Origin of the sequence: Clostridium ragsdalei P11 (assembly GCF_001675165.1) — a bacterium.
GTDB lineage: Bacteria > Bacillota > Clostridia > Clostridiales > Clostridiaceae > Clostridium_B > Clostridium_B ragsdalei.
In genome coordinates this window covers 1-19256 of record NZ_LROS01000006.1, presented here as the reverse complement: position 1 = coordinate 19256, position 19256 = coordinate 1, and the positions used below count along the sequence as shown (strand labels likewise).

Sequence of the window (19256 nt, the reverse complement as noted above, 5' to 3'; positions counted from 1 at the left end):
TTAGAACTTTTGAATTGTCTGAGGTATGAGTTGATTTTTTGTTTAGAAATTCTATAGAGATGATAGAATTTCTAAACATTTTAACATAATTGTAGTATCCTTCATATTAATAATATAAATATTAATGTTTTTGGAGGATTTTATGACTAGAAAGAAGTTTTGCATAAGTTGTATTTTACTCTCCTTTATATTTATAGTTACTATTTTTACGGGATGCGGTGGCAAAAAAGATAGCAAGGCATTAGTTACAGTAAAATTGAATGAGGTAGCGAGGTCTGTATTTTATGCGCCTATGTATGTGGCAATAAATAAGGGAATGTTTAAAGAGCAGGGGATAAATATAGATCTAACAACAGGTCAGGGTGCAGAAGCTGCCATATCAAAAACACAAGAAGACGCAAGCTGTGAGATTACGTCTTCTTAATATTATTATCACATCCAATAAGATTTATTTGTAAAATTTCGTCTTTACCATACCAAACTATATTTTTTATTAAAGAATTTAAAAGCAATTTTTTACTATCAATATCCATTGAAGCAAAGAACTTTTTAAAATCCAAAAGCTGATCTTTTATTGAATTTAAAAATTTTTCAGAACATACAGTTGAATTTGTAGAAGTTGATAATTTAGTTATTTTATTTTCCAAATCCTCATTTTCTTTTTTTATATCAGACATTTCTTTTTTTATTATTTGCAAAATATCTATATTGTCATCCAGAAGGGAGAATTTTCTAATCAAACCTTTAAGAATTTTGTTATTAGCATCAATCTTTTTTTTAAATATAAGTATTTGTTTGGAACACTTATATTTGTTCACCTTATTTGACGGATCTGATTTATAAATACGTAAAAGTGCAGATATATCCAAATGCAAAAAATATTTTTCTACGTATTCTTCTGCCTTATAGGCATTTAGCATTTTATTTTTGCATCTGCTGCTGGCTCTATTTTTTAAATTGCATCGGTAATAGCGTTCTAAGAAATCTTTCTTTTTATTGTAATGAGACCAGGAGGACATGCCTGAGCCGCATTCACCACAAATAATCATCCCTGAAAGCAAAAATTTTCTGCCAGTACCATAGCGAGGAGAAGATTTTTGCTTACTTTCCTCTAGTATATCGTGACACTTTACCCATATATCAGAACTCACAACGGACTCATGTTTTCCCACAGATACAATCCATTTATCTATAGAGTTTTCTTTTTTGCCTCCTGCTTTTTTATTATATACCATAAGTCCGTGCTTTCCGTCAGGGATTCCACAAGTTATAGCTCCTTTACTTTTAAACCAGTTAAATATTCTTTCATCTGCTGTACAGTATACAGGATTTAGTATTATTTGTTGTACAGTGCCCCGGGAAAATTCTCCACCGTTTTTACCTTTGTACTCATTTTTACAAAGATAACTTGCAGTGGAACTAAAATTTTTTTTACTCAAGTATAGTTTATAAATGAATTTTACCAGATTTATTTCAGCTGATACATTGCTTAACTTAAACATTTTTTTCCCTTTACCATTAGAATTTGCATATTTTATAGGTTCAGATTCAAATCCAAGAGGTGGAGTACCTCCGAGCCATCTACCTGTTTTAGCAAGTTCCAGCATATTATCCCGTACTCTTTCTGCTATAGTTTCTCTTTCTAGTTGAGCAAATACTGCAGCTATGTTCATCATGGCTCTGCCCATGGCGGAAGATGTGTCAAATTGTTCCTTAATGGAAATGAAAGATACATTGCATTTATTTAGAATTTCAAGAGTACCTGCAAAATCAGCTACATTTCTTGATATTCTATCAAGTCTGTAGCATATTAAGTGTGTAAATTTTTTCTTTTTTATATCTGCCATTAATTTTTGAAATTGAGGTCTTTTAACATTAGAACCACTAAAGCCTTCATCTTCATATATCTTTATTTCTTTAATATTATCATACATCCGGTTTAAATATTCCTGGCACATATCTACCTGGTTTCCTATGGATTCACCTTTGTCTGTGAATTTTGATTTCCTTGAATATATGGCAGCCCTTATTATGATTATCACCCCCATCTATTTATATAATATTAATCACCTTTTAAAATTAATCTCATATTATGATAAAAATGCTAAAAGGGGTATGGTTATGACCATAAAAGTTATAGTTAATTATCCAAAAACAGAAGAGGCTGTGGAAAAATTAAAAGCTGTTGAAGCTAAGATAGTGCTGGATTATCTTAAAGGTATATTAAATTTTCATGATTTAAATGAACTTATGCGAATGCTTGAAGAAGAAAATATTTAAGTATAAAAAATTCCTACTTCAGTTACAACTTCAGTAGGAAATTTTTTTAGTTTACTATTGACAGAGAGTACATATTGCTATATTGTATATATATGATATATACAATATACATGAAATACATAATTTAAGATAAGGGGTGATTAGTTGGATATCATCATAAGCAACTCCAGCGATAAACCAATTTATGAACAAATATCAGCCCAAATAAAAAACATGATTATAAGAGGTTCCTTGGCTGAAGGATATGCTCTGCCCAGCATGAGGCTTTTGGCTAAAGAACTGAGGATCAGTGTTATAACTACAAAACGTGCCTACACAGATTTAGAGAGAGATGGCTTTATTGAAACAGTAAAGGGAAAGGGAAGTTTTGTAGCAGGCAAGAATATGGAGATTATAAAAGAAGAACAGCTGCGCCTTGCAGAAGAACATTTACAAAAAGCTGTGGATCTTGCAAAGGTAAGTGGCATTAGTTATGAGGAACTAGAAGATATTCTAAAATTATTATATAAAGGAGAATAATTATGGATGAAGCAATAAGTGTTAGGGGATTAAACAAAATTTATAAAAATTTTAGCTTGAAAAATGTTTCATTTTCTGTACCTAAAGGCAGTATCGTAGGATTTATAGGTGAGAATGGTGCAGGAAAAACTACTACATTAAAAGCTATTTTAAATTTGATTAGCAGGGAAAGTGGAGAGATAAAAATACTCGATCATGACAATATAAAAGATGAAAAGTATATAAAAGAACAGATTGGTGTAGTTTTTGATGAAAGTAATTTTCATGACACTTTAAATGCAAAAAACATTTCAAAATTTATGGCAAAGATTTATAAACAGTGGGACAGCAATCTCTTTTTTAGCTACCTGGATAAATTTCAAGTACCTAAAGATAAAATTGTAAAAGAATTTTCAAGGGGAATGAAAATGAAATTGTGTATTGCTGCTGCACTGGCTCATAAGCCAAAACTTCTGATTTTGGATGAGGCAACAGGAGGCCTTGACCCTGTTGCCAGGGAAGAAATTCTTGATATATTTTTGGATTTTATTCAAGATGAAGAACATTCTATTTTGTTATCATCTCATGTAACCAGCGACCTTGATAAGATAGCAGATTACATTACTTTCATTCACGATGGACAGGTAGTTTTTAGCAAAAGCAAAGATGATTTGAGAGAAAATATGGGTATATTGAAATGTGGAACTTCAGATTTTAATAATCTTTCTAAAGAAGAATTTATAAATTACAGAAAAAATCAATTTGGGTATGAGGTTTTAATAAATGACAAATACGATTTTATAGAGAAGCATCCAAAACTTGTGGTGGACAACACTTCCATAGAAGATATCATGTTATTTTATATTAGGGGTGATAAATAATGCTGGGGTTAATTCTAAAAGATTTATACAATTTAAAAAAAAGTAGTAAATTTTTAATTATTTGGCTTATAGGTTTTGGGGTTATATTTTTTCAACAAGATAATATGGGTTTTTTAAATGGACTTGTGGTAATTTTAGCAAGCATGCTTGTTATAAATACTATGTCATATGACAACATAGCAAAGTGGGATAAATACGCACTGACTATGCCAGTTACAAGGAAAGATGTGGTACTTTCAAAATATCTGATTTCCATTATTTTAAGTCTTATTGGGGCAGGGATTGCAGTAGCTTTGTGTTTTGCTCAGGGAATTTATAAGCATAACTTAGATATGGTGGAGATATTTGAAGTTACTGGGGCTGTTTTGGCAGTGGGATTTTTGCTTATAAGCATTACATTACCTGTCATTTATAAATTTGGAGTAGAGAAGTCGCGTATTGTTATATTTTTAGTATTTTTTTTAGTATGTGGTGGCATTACAGGTATTTCTAAATCTAAACTTGCAAAGTTAAGTTTTTCCCCTTTGAAGAAACAGTATATGGATATTATTTTGCAGTACTTGCCTATTATATCACTTTTAATAACAATTTTAGTTATGCTAATTTCCTATGCCATATCCATAAAAGTATATAGTAATAGAGATATGTAAAATGTTTAATTTGTGTATTTTTGTATATTAATTTAATTTTAAAGGATATGTAGCAAGTTTTATGATAGAGGAATATTCTGATATTTTATATTAGGGGTGATAAATAATGAATGGGTTGATTTTAAAAGATTTGTATAACTTAAAAAGCAGTGGAAAATCTTTGTTTATTCCAATTGTAGTCTTCAGCTTATTTTATTTTTTACAGGGCATTAATATGGAAGTTTGGGATGTATTTATAATATTTTTTGTAAGTATATTTGTTATAAATACTATGTCATATGACAATACAGCAAAGTGGGATAAATATGCACTTACCATGCCGGTTACAAGAAGAGATGTAGTTCTCTCAAAATATATGGTTTCCATCATTGTAATTTTTATCGGGTCAATACTAGCAACAGCTCTCAGTTTTGCTCAGGGAATTAATAAACATAATTTAGATGTCATAGAAATATTTACAGTCAATGGAGCAGCTATGGCAGGTGGTTTTTTATTTATAAGTGTTACGCTGCCTGTTATTTATAAATTTGGAGTGGAGAAATCACGTGTTCTTATACTTTTAGTTTTTTTAGCACCTGCTGGCATAGTTATTGGCAAATCCAAATTTGCTAAATTAAAATTTTCTCCTTTAGCTGTACAATATATACATATTATTTTGAAGTACTTGCCTGTTATATTACTTTTAATAGCAATTTTAGCTGTGCTAATTTCATATTCCATATCTCTTAAGGTATATTCTAATAAAGATATGTAAAAGAAATCTTTTGCTACTATTTTGGAGGTGTAAGATAAATGGATTATAGAGATATATTGGCATTAGTTATTATAATTGTCTTTATATTATTTGGGAAAAAGCTTTTTCCAAACAATCCGGTGAGTGCGATGATCAATTATGTGAAATGCCTATTTATCCATAAGTCATAATATTTAATTAATGGAAAGATTACTTTTTAATGATTTGTATATAGTTAAAAAGATAATCTTTTTTGATTATTAACGAAAATTTACAAAAAAGGTTTTAACTGAGTTTGATTTTTATTATTGAAAAATGTAGAAATTTGTAGGGTAAAGGATTACAATGATATTATAAAAAATGCAAAATTGTTTTATCCGATGACTACCTGCTCTAATACCCCCACGTACTCTGTGAAAGCGACTGTCACCAAATCAAAGAATTTGAGACATCTGCTTTTCTCTAAGTGGGAGCAAAGAGCAGCTATGTCCCTGGATAAGTTCTTCTAAGGTTCAGCTGGATAAAGTCATCCTTATAGGCAAACTCCATCTGAACCTAAGAATCACTTGATAAAGATATACTTTGAGAAAAAAGGAGAAATTTAAAGATGATTAAGACGAAAGTTGGAATAGGAAAATCTAATAATCTCCAGTCAGCATTAGAAGAAGCTACTCAAGATTTTACTAATCCTAAGTTGATAGTTTACTATACGAGTAAGAGCCGATTTGAACAATTTAGCAAATTACTACATGACAAATTTCCCAATTCCATATTAATTGGTTCTTCTGCATATAGAGAAATTTGCAGGTATGGACTTACGAATGGTGCACTGCTTGCCATGAGTTTTGAAGATGGCATAGAATGTTTTGCTGGTGTAATTGAAGAAATAGACAAGTATCCAGTAAAGTACATTCAAAGACTTCAAGATGCTGTAAGTAAATTTAAGAATACAAATAATACAGTATGTCTTGAGTTTTGTGTTGGGACGACCAATAGCGAAGAGAAGGTTATATCAACTATGAATTCTTTACTAGAAGTATATAAGATACCTTTGTTTGGAGGAACTTCGGCAGATGATGGAGAGTTCCAAACTACTTATGTAGGATTAAATGGAAAGGTATACAGTAATAATTGTGTATTTGTGTTAATCAGAAACTTGAGTGGAAAAATAAAAATATATAAGGAAAATATATTCAAGAAAACAAATCACTCCTTTTTGGTTACTAAAGTAGATCCGAAACAGAGGATTGTGTATGAGCTCAATGAAAGACCCTGTGCTGAAGTCCTTGCTGAAAGTTTAAATGTTCCTGTAAGTAGTATTAAAGAACTATTTGATACTCATCCGCTGGGAAGAGTTGTAGGTAATGATCTATACATTTCAGCAAATAGGAATCTAATTGACGATAGAGCAATTTCCTATTACAGCAGACTATATAAAAACACCACTGTGGTTTTACTTGAACCGGATAATTATAAAGAAATATTAAAATCCACCATATCTAAAATAAACAATGATTTTGATCATATCTCATGTGCGATAGTGATCAATTGTATTGCGAGAACCATGCTTTTTGAAAAGGAAGGTTTTGCAGAGAAATTTGCAAAACAATTAGGTGAACTTGGAGATTATGTAGGATTTGCAAGCTATGGCGAACAAATGGGGGATTATCATTTTAATCAAACTATGGTAATTGGTGTTTTTGAATAAATACAAGGGAGGACATATATGCTTAAAATATTTAAAAGAAATGAAGAAGTGGATATAGTAGATAGCAGCTGCAGTGAAAAAAGCAAAGCTAAGTCAAATGTTGATATTGATGAGAATAAATATATTAATTATAGTTTGAATTATATACAAGAAAGAATGTCCAATCTTATGGATAGTGAAATTACAATATCAAAGGCTGTATATGATGTTTCAAATACATTTAATCAAGTTTCTCAAAGTATAAGTAAAATAGAAGATGTGCTAAATAACTTCAATGATAATTTCAGTTATTTTTCGACAAGTTCGAATAATATAAATGCAGCTGCAGATAATTCCATAAAATCTTTAGATGATGCCAAAGTTATTGTTGGTGATTTAGAGAAAAAAATGAGTAATATTCAAAGCAGTATGAATGAATTTGCCGATATGTTTAAGACACTTGAAAGTTCTTTTAATGATATAGGAGAATTATCAAGCAATATCAGTGATATAGCTAATGAGACAAATCTTCTGGCGTTAAATGCTAATATTGAAGCAGCAAGGGCTGGAGAAGCAGGAAAAGGATTTGCAGTTGTTGCTGGAGAAGTTGGAAAACTTGCAGATTCAACTAAAGAATTGGTGGAAGGCATAAATAGAAAGATGTCAGGTATGAATGACAACTTGGGTAAATTATCTGGAGCTATAAAAAATTCTAGTTCAGCTTTAAAGGAAGGAATATCCTCGGCAGAAAGTACAGAACAAGTTTTTACGGAAATTCTTAATTCATCTAAGGAAGTAAAAGAAAGATCGGGAGAAATTAGCAGTTCTATAAGCAGCAATGAGAAAGAAGTTGAAGAAATATCAAATGATATAAGGAACATAATTAACTCTTCAAAAGTTGTAAAAAATGAAATTAGTGATTTAAATATGCAGTCATCCCAAAAGTCAGCAATATTTTCAGATATAATTAATTTTTTAGAACAGCTTGATGCTATTTTTGCAGAAAAGATGAAAGAGAAATAATAGAGATGTAATTAAAAAATACCAGGTAATTTTTGCTGGTATTTTTTATATAATGTTATCCGATGACTACCTGCTCTAATACTCCCGCTTTTCCAAGTGGGAGTAAAGAGCAGTTACGTCCCTGGATAACGATTTCTAAGCGTCAGGTGGAGTCAAAACTCCATCTGATGCTAAGAACTCTGTTTATGATTGAATTTGAGTTTTCTTGTTTCTATATTCTTCTTCAGTTAGTTCTCCTCTGGCATACCTTTCATTAAGTATGTTTAAGGCATTATTGTTTCCAGCTATTTGGTTATTTGGCTTACTTGATTGATGAAGGTAGCGTATAAGAGCCACAGCAGCTAAAATTGTTAAGGCAATCATACATATCATCATAAAAAGTCCCCAGCCGTATCCCATCATTCCATATCCATAATAACCCATTATTAATATCACCTTCACTTTTTATTGAAAAATAGTTATTAATTTAATTATTTGAATTATATATAAAAATTATTCTTATAAATTTTTTGGCATTTTTTATTGACAAGAAAAGAAAAATAAAATATAAAGAAATTAGAAACATAGAATACTAACTATTAAAAACTCAACTTTCACAGTTTAAAAACTTTGCGAAGCAAAGCTTCGCAAGTTAAGAATTAATAATGAAAAATTAATAGTAAAGGATAATTTTTAGCTGTCGCAAAAAATCTTTAAATTTATATAAATCAGCAATATTTTGCTTTAGCAAAACGAGTAGTGAAAAGCTTAATCAAAGATTTTTTGTAGTGTAACGGAAAAAAAATCCACATTAACTATTAATTCTTCATTCTTAACTATTAATCAAAACTTTGTATATCTGAAGGTTGAGTTAAAAAAACAGGTCTTGAAAGGGGTAATAAAATGGAAGTTTTAGAATGCATTAGCGGTAAAAGAAGTGTTCGAGCATATACAGATGAAGTAATATCTAAAGAAACTATAACTAATCTTATAGAGCTTGGAACAAAAGCTTCAACTGGTTCAGGTCTTGAACCATGGGGATTTGTAGTTATTCAGGACAAGGATGAAATAGATTCTTTATCTGAAGCTACAAAACAGTATTTATTGAAAAATATTGAAAAATATCCTTACTTAGGTCAATATGAGAGTTGGTTAAAGAATCCTAAATATAATATATTTAATAATGCAGGTACAGTGCTAGTTATTTACGGAAATAAAGAATCTCACTGGCATGTTTATGACTGCAGTCTTGCAGCAGGCAATATTATGCTTGCAGCCCACAGCATGGGGATTGGGACTTGCTGGATTGGATTTGCAGAAGCTCTATTAAATACAAAAGAATTTAAAGAAAAGCATGGGGTACCTGAAAAGTATGAATTGGTTTCTACCATGAGTATGGGATATATGAAAACTAAATTGACTCCACCAGAAAGAAAAAAACCTTTAATATTTTCTAAGTAAAATTTTTATAGAGTTTCTAGATTGAAAGTTAACTTATACAATATCATATAATAACAAATTTCATCACTATAAAAACTTTTAATAAGTCTAAAGTTCGTATTTTGAAAATCTAAAGAAGATTAGATAAACTCGTACCTCAGACATATCTAATCTTCTAAGATTTTCTAAAATATCTCGCTAAGACTTATGAAAAAGTTTTTAAATGTGATTTCAATTTTGTCATTATATTTCATGCATAAGTTTCAATTTAAATTAGAATCACTATAGGTATCAAAGAGATTACAGTTTTCAATAATTAGCTGTGAACTCTTTGATTTTTTGCTTAGAACTCTGTTTATTATAAATAATTTTAAGATTATAATATAGGAACTAATAATACATTATGAAAATGGAGGAATTAATCTTAAGTTTTTCTTAAGACTTTCTTTAATATTACTTATCAAAGTGACGGTATAATTTGGGCATATAGGAAATTAAGTTATACATTGACACGTATATCATTAAATGATATGATTTATTTACAGTGTATCATTTAATGATATATTAATAGGGGGGGAATTTTATTGAAGATAAGTAAGATTTGTAAAATTCAATCCCTCAATCAAAAATTTGAAGGGATGGATGTGTGAATGATTAAAAAGTGTATATCAGGTCTTCTTGTATCGCTTACTCTTGTCACTTATTCAGCTGTAACACCTGTAAGTGCACAAGCGATTGCTGGGACTGGAACAGCTATAACTGCATCTAAAACTAGTTCAATTGTAGTAAAGGTAAATGATAAAGCAATTATATTAGATCCAAAACCATATGTGAATTCAAATTCAAAAGTTATGATGCCACTTATTCCAATACTTAAACAAATCAGAAGTGATGCTGTTTTACAGGTTAAGGATGGTAATATTACAATAAAAGGTTCTAACGTAAATATTACATTTAAAAGTGGAGATGAGAAAGTAACTGCTAACGGTAAGGCTATTACGCTTTCCACAATTCCAATAGTAAATTATGGACAAGTTTTTGTACCACTTGAGTTTTTTAGTGAAGCATTTAATAAATTAGTTGATTGGGACAGTACTACTCAGATAGTCAAAATATCTGATATGAAAAAAAATACTGAAGATAGCTTGAATAAGCAATTAGTTTATGCAAATGATAAAATAATTGCTACAAAGTTGGATGATTATTTAACTGCCTTACAAAAATCAGATAACTTTCATGGAAGTGTTTTAGTTGCTAAAGATGGAAATATACTCTTAAATAGAGGGTATGGTATGGCAAACTTCGAACAAAATATTAAAAATACATCTCAGACTAGATTCTTGATAGGATCAATGACGAAACAATTTACAGCAATGGCAATAATGCAGCTTGAACAAAAGGGACTCTTAAGTGAACAAGATAAACTTTCAAAGTACGTACCTGATTTTCCACATGGAGATGAAATAACTATCTATAATTTACTTACTCATACATCTGGTATTAAAAGTTTAAATGAGATGCCTGGATTTTTGAATATGAAGCCTGAGGACTTGCAAAATATAAATACTGCAATTAACTTTTTTAAGAATAAACCTCTTAATTTTAAACCAGGCACTCAATTTGAATATTCTAATTCAGGATATTTATTACTTGGATATATAGTTGAAAAAGTAAGTGGAATGAATTATGAAAATTATTTAAATAAGAATATATTTAAACCACTAAATATGAATGATACGGGAATTGGATATATAGGAAAAGAAAAAATGTATAATTCAAGTGGATATCAAGGATATTTGGATACTACACCAATAAGCGATGAAATTATAGTTGATGGGGTACATGGAGCAGGTAATTTATATTCTACTACAGAAGATTTATATAGATGGAATATGGCACTTGATACAGAAAAGCTTGTAAGCAAGAAAACTATGGACAAAGTGTTTTCAAAGTATGTTGAAATGGCAAAAGGAAGCGGCATCTACTATGGTTATGGCTGGATGATAGTTGATGGAGATAATGGCCATGAGGTTTTTCATGATGGAAATGTACTTGGATTTACAAGCAATATAGCAAGGTATACAGATAAAGGTTTAAGTATAATTATACTTACAAATTCAGGATACTATACTATAAATCCACTTACATACACTCTTTCAAATATAGCACTTGGAAAAAATAATTATAGTATGCCTAAAGCAAAGAATGTTATAAAACTTGATAATAGTGTATTAAATAAATATGTAGGAAAATATCAATCTAAAGATATGGGAAATATTTCAATAACAAATGAAGGTGGGCATCTTTATTATTTAGCAGATGGAACAAATCAAAAATATGAGCTTTTTGCTGAATCTCAAGATAAATTCTTTATGAGAATTTTATATGGAGATACTACATTTGATAAAAATTCAAATGGACAAATTACAGGTATTACCATTAATATGCCTGGTTATGGAATGCAGTATCATGGTGATAAAATTAATTAAAAATTAAACAATATAGTATTTTGTATTAGTAAGGCTGTTGATGAAATATTTTGTCAGCAGCTTTTTGAATTTTAGATTTTCATATACCTGCGTATAAGTTGATTTTTGAGTTAGAAAACCCTATATTCAAAATAGTTTTTATACTATAATGAAAATGTAGAATAAAGGAAAAAATAATATATTATAAAAGTGGGGGAATTAATTGTGAAAGATTTAGAAAGTATACTTGATTATTATAAGAATGAATTGAAATGGGATCCGCCTTTTGCTAAAGCTTTATCTAAATATTGTCCTGATGGATTAAAGGGTTATTTAACCATGCGTGAATCGGTTCAAGAAGGACATTTACCTAAAAAAACAAGAGAATTAATTTTTGCCATATTGGATAGTTTAGATGATGAAGTAAGTGGTGCAAAGTCACATGCTGTTGCTGCCATAGAAGCAGGTTTGACTATGGAAGAATTAGTAGAAGCATTTGTGATTGTAACTATTGTTAAAGGTATTAATGTTTTATGTAAAGCAGGAGTGGAGGCAATAAACGCAGCAGAGAAAAGGTTTGAAGAAATAAACTCTATGAAAGAAAATCAAAAATAGGACAAGTACCACAAAAGCACTTTAAACCATATAAATATAATGGATTAAGGTACTTTTTTATTATTAACTCTGGAGATTGAAAATGATTAGAAAAGTTTCAGGCAAATTCCTTATTTTTGAACAATTTTCTTCCTATAAAATAAGCACCTAGCAAATATATAATGGATACTCCATTTACCATCAGCAAAGAGATTAATGATATATTGTCAGCTCTGAACTTCTCCATAAGACCAAGTACTCCTATAGGCGAAAAGTTACTTGTGATTGTAAGTCTGTCTGAAACAGTTAAAAATATGGAACTTACAATGCCTATAGATATACTAATTGTTGTGTTTTTAAAAAACAAAGATATTATTCCTATAATTAATCCAAATGAAGCAACTGGAATTATTGCAGAAAAATAAATTAATACAATTCTTCCTAAACCATCAAAACTCAATTTAAAAACAAATGCACTTATTGTAAATCCTAATATCAATGTCAAAATAACTACTAGTGCTGAATAAAAAATAATACTAAGTATTTTTGCTTTAAATACATTAACATGATCTTTAGTTAATCTTGCAAAGTATTTCATGTTCCCACTAAAAAAATCTTCACCAAATATGCTAACTGAAAATACAGTCATGAAGAATGCAAAGTATGGTACGACTGTCCTAAATATAAATTCTGTGCTGAATTGCTTTAAAAATATTACACTATTCATGTTCAAGATCTCAATTTTAAGCTGACTGTTGTATTTGCGTGACATAGGTGCATTATTCATTATATGTCCTTTCTCTAAATATATCATATAACATATTGCTGAAATCATGAATATGACAAATACCATAAGTACATATAATTTTTTAGAATGCAGCATTTTTATAATTTCATTTTTAAAAAGTTTGAGTATCAATGTATCAGCTCCTTTTTATTGAATAACTTAAAGTTTAAAAATACAAGAATTATAATGTATATTGAAAATAAGATTATAGAAAATTTATCAGTTTGATTTTTTAAAAGACATTCCCATAGAAATCTTCGTGGAGTTATATTTCCAATTGTCTTAGGAATAAAGTCTGACATTACAATTAAAAGAAATACGAGCAATGATAGTATAGTGCTGTTTTTGGATAGTATAGAAATTAAAACATATATAAGTAATACTGGCATAAGTGCAGTTAAAAACAACAATCCCATTTTTATATCTAAAAGTAAATTAATATGTACTGAATCTTTGAAAATATAGATTACATTTAAAATAGCAAATGTAAAAATTATCATAATGCCTGTTATTAAAATAAGAGAAACTATTTTGCATAAAAGTACTTTTGCTTTGCCTTTATAAATTACAACAAATTTCATGCAGCCAGATTCATAATCACGTGTAATCATATCGGAAGCTATTGGTGCTAAAATTATTGGAAGCATAAACACAAGGGAAGACATATCGTTATAAAGCAAGCTGTGAAAAGTAACTATAGCGGAGGCTTTATCTCCAAATATTACATCATTCAATAAAATGAATATAAATATGATACCTCCATATATTGATATTTTTAAAGGAGTAAAAAATTTTATAAATTCATTTTTTATCATATTAGAGTCCCACTGCTTTCATAAAATAGTCTTCTAGAGAATTAGCACTTTTAAGTAGATTTTTCATAGAATCTTCAACAATTATTCTGCCTTTATTTATCATTGCAACTCTATTACATATATTTTGTACTTCATTTAAAATGTGAGAACAGTATATGAAAGTTGTACCATTTTCCCTAGCTAATTTGTTAATTAAATTTCTCATATCTCTTACTCCTTCAGGGTCGAGGCCATTAGTTGGTTCATCTAATATAACAATTTGGGGTTTAGATAAAAATGCTCTTGCCACTGCAAGCCTCTGCTTCATTCCCATAGAATAATTGCTTACTTTTTTATCTTTATCATCTATCAATTTTACTAATTCCAAAACCTCATAAACTCTCTCTTTGCTGAGATTCAAGACATTTGCATAGAGTATTAAATTTTTATATCCAGATAAATTATTATAAAAGCTTGGATAGTCTATCATGGCTCCTATATCTGAAGGATTGTTTTCTCCATTTTTAAATACATTTTTGCCATCTATGAAGACTTCACCACTTGAAGGTTTTAGTAAACGCAAAATAGTTTTTATAGTTGTTGTTTTCCCAGCTCCGTTTGGACCTATAAAACCATAGATGTCTCCTTTGAATACCTTCATATTGATGTTGTCAATTACTTTTTGACTCTTATAGTATTTACTTAAATTTTTTACTTTTAAAATTGGTTCCATTTTTTATCCTTTCTTAAAAGATTAATTTTTAGTTTGCAAACCTAAACATCCATTACATATTAACAGGTATTAGTGCATATTTTATATATTAGTCCAAAAAGGATGTCCTGAATTCATAAATAGCAGAAGCTGATACGGTTAAGATTAAAAAACTTACGTTAAAGAAAAAGACATCCTAGTTAGGATGTCCCATGCATATTCTTAATCCATAATTCCTGTATAAACATATTGTCCTCAACGGATGTATTTATAAATACATTATTATATTTTGTATCTATAGTATCTTTTAAGATATATAAGCCAAGGCCTCTTCCATCTCCTTTAGTTGAAAAACCTTTTTCATATATTTTGTGTATCACTGGTTTTGTATTCCCAAAGTTATTGTGAACGGCTATAACCACATAATCCTTTTTTACACAAATGCAGAAATATAGCTTAGGCAAATTACACTTTAGTGATGCTTCTATTGCATTATCCAAAAGTATTCCAAGTATTCTGCATAAATCCATTATGTTCATAGATATTTGAGATATATCTTCCACTATTTCTACTTTTATATTTATCCTTGAGGATAATGCTTTTATTAGTTTTGTGGAAATCAGGGCCTTTAAAGGCAGTATCTTAATATATTTTAACTTATCTATATTTGTGTTATTCCACTTTATATCTTTGTCTATGTTGAGTACATTGTCATAAAAGAAATCTTTCAGATCATTCACATTAGAAGTATCTATATATTCCTTAAGAGGAATAAGCATATTTATATAATCATGCTTGAATTTTCTGGTTTCACTGTACATTTCTTCAACTACATGTGCATATTCTTCTATTCTGTCTTTTTCTTCAATTTCTCTTTTTAAATCAAATTCAATTTTTAAACTCTTGTCATAATTATAAATTATTATAAGTATGAGTATTATTGAAATAAGAGGAATCCCAAGTGGAAGATAGCATTCAATTATAAAATATATTCCAAAGTAATTTGCTGAATCTGCCAGAGGATAAATAAAGAATATACTTAAGGCTATAGGAATACTTATAATTAGAATCATCCTATATCTTATTTGCTGTATTGAAATTTTTCTTGATTTTCTAAGTTTACATGGAATATACTTTTTAATTATATATATTAAAAGTGTAAAAAATAGAATAATTATGAGTTCAACAATGCAATTTTTAAAAGATATTGTTTTATAAACATCTAATTTTAAAATTCCATTATACATGATGTTAATAAAGCATATTGTAAAAATGGTTATGAGTATTTCTATAGTACTTTTTATGTCTTTACTATTTTTTAATAAGAATATTATTAGTATTGTAAAGATAGGGAGTATTATGGTATATGAACCAGTTTGAAGCACCACTCCAACTACAAAAGATATGAGAAAGTACTTTTTCATTACATTTAAGGTAACTTTATCTTTAAATAATATGTATATTGAAATACAACATAATAAGCTAATTTGCAGTGAAGGGAAGATCACGTCTGTAAAAAGTTTACTTATGGGAAATTTTTTGATGATCATTTTATAAGGCCTCTCTTGTATCTAAAAGAAACAAAACATTCTTCTCCATTTACCATAATGATTTTGTTATTTTTCAGATCTATTTCATCAATCTTGTTTTTATTTACAATATAGGACTTATGACACCTGTAAAAGTTTGAAGTTAGTTTTTGCTCCATATCTTTAAGATTTCCATAAAACTCTATTTGTCTATTTTCCTCATGTACTCTTATCTTATGAGGGGTACTGCTTGTCTCAATAAATAAGATATCAGATAGCTTTATATTTATTATTCTAGAATCTTCATTTACTTTAATATATCCTTCACTAAGATTTTCTCTAGTATAAATGTTATAAGCCTTCATAAGACAACTTGTTACCCGTGCTTTAAAATCATCTTCGTCTTTAGCAACATAATCCATTGCTTCAACTTTGTATTTAAATACGAGATAGCTCATTTCCATATGGATAGTTGTAAATATTATGAATCCAAAGGGATCTAAGTCTCTTATTTTTTCACCAAGCTTTATTCCATTCATGCTGCTTTTTAAATCAACATCCAGAAAGTAAATCCCAGTTGCTGCATGATCTTTTACATACTTTAATAGTTCTATTGGGCTGTTAGTGCAGAGGGGTATATGCAAATCTAAAGATTCCCTCAAAATAGTGTTTTCAATAATTTGTTTAATTTTATCTCTATAAGATTTGTTGTCGTCACAAATAAATATTTCCAGCATACTATACCTCACTTATTCACAAATAATAATATAATTATATCATTATTTGTGAATTTATTATTGATTGTCTCCTTAGGTACTATGGATAGTATCTAGGGAAAAATTTTTTTGGAGATCATTTCTTTATATAATCTGAAAAGCTTAAATTTAGAAATAAATATAATTAGTTTTTATTTAATATCTAGTAAAAATTTTCTGTATTATCAGAAATTCATGATATAATAAATACATGTCGGAAAAAGTCGATTTATAATAAGAAATGTATTTTCAATAATATGGAGGAAAATCTATTAAGCTGTAAAAGAAATTAATTTTTATCAGCAGTTATTTTTACGTCATAAGATTGAATTGAAATTTAAATTATAGGTGACTAATAATTTATAGAAAAGAGGTGTTAATATGTACTGTACAAAAAGTACAGTATCTGGACAACAAAAAATAGCTTTTTTTACTTTAATGAGAGTTTTTCTATTTATGGTTAGTGCTATTTTACTAACATTTGTATATTATAACCCGGTTAAGGCATCCGTAACCTCTGGCATTTATGGTTCGGGAAGCTCTTATTATGGAAGTCCCATGGCAATTACAAAAGCGCCAAATGGTGATATGTATTGTGCTTTTGCTGTACAAGGAAGTGTAAAAGGCGGTTCTGGTACCATTGACTATAAGATATACAAATATGTTCCTTCAACTAATATATGGACAAGTGTTGTTAGCTTAAATTCAAAGATAGGACTAAACCAAGATAGCAATTATTATGATGGAATTTCTATGCTCATAGATTCATCTGGAATTTTAAATATTGTAGTTGTTGAGAATGGGACAGTTCTCAATACTGACAATGGAGTATATTGCAAATACAATAAAGAGCTATGTTTTGGAAAATACAACACAAATTCAGGAACATGGGATGGATCTTTTAATGCAATTGAAACACAAGCTCTTAGTGATGGGTCACTTTCAGTTACACATTATCAGTATGAATATGCTAAAATGCAAATAAATGCTTCTGGTGATATTACTTTAGCATACATAAAAAGAAATAGTAATAATACTTCAGACAGCTATATCGTTGTTAAGTCTGGTGCAAATTCAAATAGCACGTGGTCACAAGTTAAAGAATTATCTTTGAATTTATCTTCTGGTGAATCAGGAAGTATAAAGTATTTTGTTAGTGATGCCTTGGACAAATTTACCATTATTTATACTATAACAAGAAGCAATGGTAATGATGTATATGCTCTTCCTTATCCATATGATAATCCCAATCAAATACTTGATGGTTCTACAAAAGGATATGTATATGATATTTACGGTGCAGTTTCGAATTCGGCAGGCAATATATACTTAGCGTATACTGATAGTTTAAATGGGGGAAATGGAATCGTCTCTGACACAGGAGATGATGGTGCATGGGTAACATCATCTATAGAAGCTAAAGATATACTTTCTTGTAATTGTGGAGACATTGGAGATCTGGTAATTGATGCAAATGATAATATGTATTTTATTTCGGAAGTATATGATCCTGATAGTTGGCAAATAAATGGACTATACTTTTATGGTATGAAGGCAGGAAGCAGTAAATGGACAAAAGGTAAAATGGATATTGACAGCTTAAATTATCTTAAAGATGCAGCAAGTCAATATAGTGTTACCATATATCCAATTATACCTCAAATAGATAAATTAATGGTTCATTATTTTGATAACACTAGTTTGAGTTATGGATTTATTACAGGAGATGTAAATGATTTTTTCCCTAGTTCATCAAGTAATATAGCAACGGTAACATCAGACAGTTATACAGTAAGTGCAGGAGGAACGGCAGGTGAGAGTATAACAAATGTACCATATGGTACAACAAAAGCAGACTTTATAGCAGCACTGACAAAGGGAGAATCCCATGAGAGCTTTGATGAAGCATCACTGCATGATCCTGTAGTAAATGGAGATAAGCTAGTAGTGACGGCAGAAGATGGAACAACGAAAGTGACATACACAATTACAGTTAACCCTGCAAAGAGCACGGTAGCAACGGTGACATCAGACAGCTATACAGTAAGTGCAGGAGGAACGGCAGATGAGAGTATAACAAATGTGCCTTATGGGACAACAAAATCAGATTTCATAGCAGCCATAACAAAGGGAGAATCTCATGAGAGCTTTGACGAAGCCTCACTACATGATCCTGTATTAAGTGGAGACAAGCTAGGAGTGACGGCAGAAGATGGAACGACAAAGGTAACATATACGGTAACAGTGAATCCTGCACCAACCGCTGCAAATGCATCTAATAACACAATAAGTTTGGATGAAGATAGTATAGCTGCGGGGGGAACAGTAATAATAACAGCAGGAGGAGATAGGCAGGAAGCAGCAGGATCAGTAGTTGGGGACGAGAGATATATACCAAGTATATGGACGTCTACAGAATCAGACAAAAGTGGAAACTTTGAATTAA

The 19256-nt window shown here is 29.6% G+C and carries 19 protein-coding genes; 12 read left to right on the top strand and 7 right to left on the bottom strand.

The annotated features are described in order from the left end of the window. Positions 1-142 precede the first annotated feature (142 nt). Entirely contained in the window at positions 143-424 is a 282-nt protein-coding gene (locus CLRAG_RS02865) for an ABC transporter substrate-binding protein (protein ID WP_065076988.1), read from the top strand. On the opposite strand, the gene CLRAG_RS02860 is transcribed toward CLRAG_RS02865, so the two are convergent. After that, positions 411-2048 carry a recombinase family protein gene (locus CLRAG_RS02860; RefSeq protein WP_083985519.1) on the bottom strand — a complete coding sequence of 546 codons (1638 nt, stop codon included), beginning with the start codon at positions 2046-2048 and terminating at the stop codon, positions 411-413. The genes CLRAG_RS02865 and CLRAG_RS02860 overlap by 14 nt on opposite strands. 73 nt (positions 2049-2121) lie before the next feature. Between CLRAG_RS02860 and CLRAG_RS20370 the strand changes: the two genes are divergently transcribed. From CLRAG_RS20370 to CLRAG_RS02830, 7 genes are all read left to right on the top strand, one after another. Then, on the top strand, positions 2122-2280 hold the full coding sequence (locus CLRAG_RS20370) for a hypothetical protein (RefSeq protein WP_154104924.1): 159 nt from the start codon (positions 2122-2124) through the stop codon (positions 2278-2280). Positions 2281-2424: 144 nt separating this feature from the next. Continuing rightward, positions 2425-2799, top strand: a complete 375-nt coding sequence (locus CLRAG_RS02855; RefSeq protein WP_065076987.1) for a GntR family transcriptional regulator — start codon at positions 2425-2427, stop codon at positions 2797-2799. 2 nt (positions 2800-2801) lie between these two features. After that, positions 2802-3659, top strand: coding sequence for an ABC transporter ATP-binding protein (locus CLRAG_RS02850; RefSeq protein WP_065076986.1), 858 nt, complete (start codon positions 2802-2804; stop codon positions 3657-3659). Next, entirely contained in the window at positions 3659-4309 is a 651-nt protein-coding gene (locus CLRAG_RS02845) for an ABC-2 transporter permease (RefSeq protein ID WP_065076985.1), read from the top strand. The genes CLRAG_RS02850 and CLRAG_RS02845 overlap by 1 nt, the downstream gene beginning before the upstream one ends. A 106-nt stretch (positions 4310-4415) precedes the next feature. Beyond that, the gene (locus CLRAG_RS02840) at positions 4416-5063 is read left to right on the top strand and encodes an ABC-2 transporter permease (protein WP_065076984.1); all 648 of its coding nucleotides are present in this window, start codon (positions 4416-4418) and stop codon (positions 5061-5063) included. A gap of 586 nt (positions 5064-5649) precedes the next feature. Further along, positions 5650-6750 (top strand): FIST signal transduction protein, encoded by a 1101-nt coding sequence (locus tag CLRAG_RS02835; RefSeq protein ID WP_065076983.1) that lies wholly within the window; start codon positions 5650-5652, stop codon positions 6748-6750. An 18-nt stretch (positions 6751-6768) separates the two neighbouring features. Further along, positions 6769-7752 carry a methyl-accepting chemotaxis protein gene (locus CLRAG_RS02830; RefSeq protein WP_065076982.1) on the top strand — a complete coding sequence of 328 codons (984 nt, stop codon included), beginning with the start codon at positions 6769-6771 and terminating at the stop codon, positions 7750-7752. Between the two features lie 183 nt (positions 7753-7935). On the opposite strand, the gene CLRAG_RS02825 is transcribed toward CLRAG_RS02830, so the two are convergent. Then, positions 7936-8175: an SHOCT domain-containing protein gene (locus CLRAG_RS02825; protein ID WP_242872079.1), complete on the bottom strand. Its 240-nt coding sequence runs from the start codon at positions 8173-8175 to the stop codon at positions 7936-7938. Positions 8176-8634: 459 nt separating this feature from the next. Here CLRAG_RS02825 and CLRAG_RS02820 point away from each other — a divergent pair, with 459 nt between their 5' ends. The 3 genes from CLRAG_RS02820 (at position 8635) to CLRAG_RS02810 (ending at position 12254) form a co-directional block, all read left to right on the top strand. Continuing rightward, positions 8635-9192 (top strand): nitroreductase family protein, encoded by a 558-nt coding sequence (locus CLRAG_RS02820; protein ID WP_065076981.1) that lies wholly within the window; start codon positions 8635-8637, stop codon positions 9190-9192. A 629-nt stretch (positions 9193-9821) separates the two neighbouring features. Beyond that, positions 9822-11660, top strand: a complete 1839-nt coding sequence (locus CLRAG_RS02815) for a serine hydrolase (protein ID WP_065076980.1) — start codon at positions 9822-9824, stop codon at positions 11658-11660. Between the two features lie 204 nt (positions 11661-11864). Beyond that, positions 11865-12254, top strand: a complete 390-nt coding sequence (locus CLRAG_RS02810; RefSeq protein WP_065076979.1) for a carboxymuconolactone decarboxylase family protein — start codon at positions 11865-11867, stop codon at positions 12252-12254. Positions 12255-12351: 97 nt separating this feature from the next. Here CLRAG_RS02810 and CLRAG_RS02805 read toward each other — a convergent pair whose 3' ends face one another. From CLRAG_RS02805 to CLRAG_RS02785, 5 genes are all read right to left on the bottom strand, one after another. After that, positions 12352-13152 carry a hypothetical protein gene (locus CLRAG_RS02805; protein ID WP_065076978.1) on the bottom strand — a complete coding sequence of 267 codons (801 nt, stop codon included), beginning with the start codon at positions 13150-13152 and terminating at the stop codon, positions 12352-12354. Then, on the bottom strand, positions 13149-13835 hold the full coding sequence (locus CLRAG_RS02800) for an ABC-2 transporter permease (protein WP_065076977.1): 687 nt from the start codon (positions 13833-13835) through the stop codon (positions 13149-13151). The genes CLRAG_RS02805 and CLRAG_RS02800 overlap by 4 nt, the downstream gene beginning before the upstream one ends. A 1-nt stretch (position 13836) precedes the next feature. Continuing rightward, positions 13837-14547: an ABC transporter ATP-binding protein gene (locus CLRAG_RS02795; protein ID WP_065076976.1), complete on the bottom strand. Its 711-nt coding sequence runs from the start codon at positions 14545-14547 to the stop codon at positions 13837-13839. Between the two features lie 179 nt (positions 14548-14726). Next, complete coding sequence (locus CLRAG_RS02790; RefSeq protein WP_065076975.1) at positions 14727-16076, bottom strand: sensor histidine kinase; 1350 nt, start codon at positions 16074-16076, stop codon at positions 14727-14729. Next, the gene (locus CLRAG_RS02785) at positions 16073-16792 is read right to left on the bottom strand and encodes a LytR/AlgR family response regulator transcription factor (RefSeq protein ID WP_065076974.1); all 720 of its coding nucleotides are present in this window, start codon (positions 16790-16792) and stop codon (positions 16073-16075) included. The genes CLRAG_RS02790 and CLRAG_RS02785 overlap by 4 nt, the downstream gene beginning before the upstream one ends. A 399-nt stretch (positions 16793-17191) precedes the next feature. Here CLRAG_RS02785 and CLRAG_RS02780 point away from each other — a divergent pair. Next, on the top strand, positions 17192-19256 hold a 2065-nt coding region (locus CLRAG_RS02780; RefSeq protein WP_420808089.1), incomplete at its 3' end, for a hypothetical protein.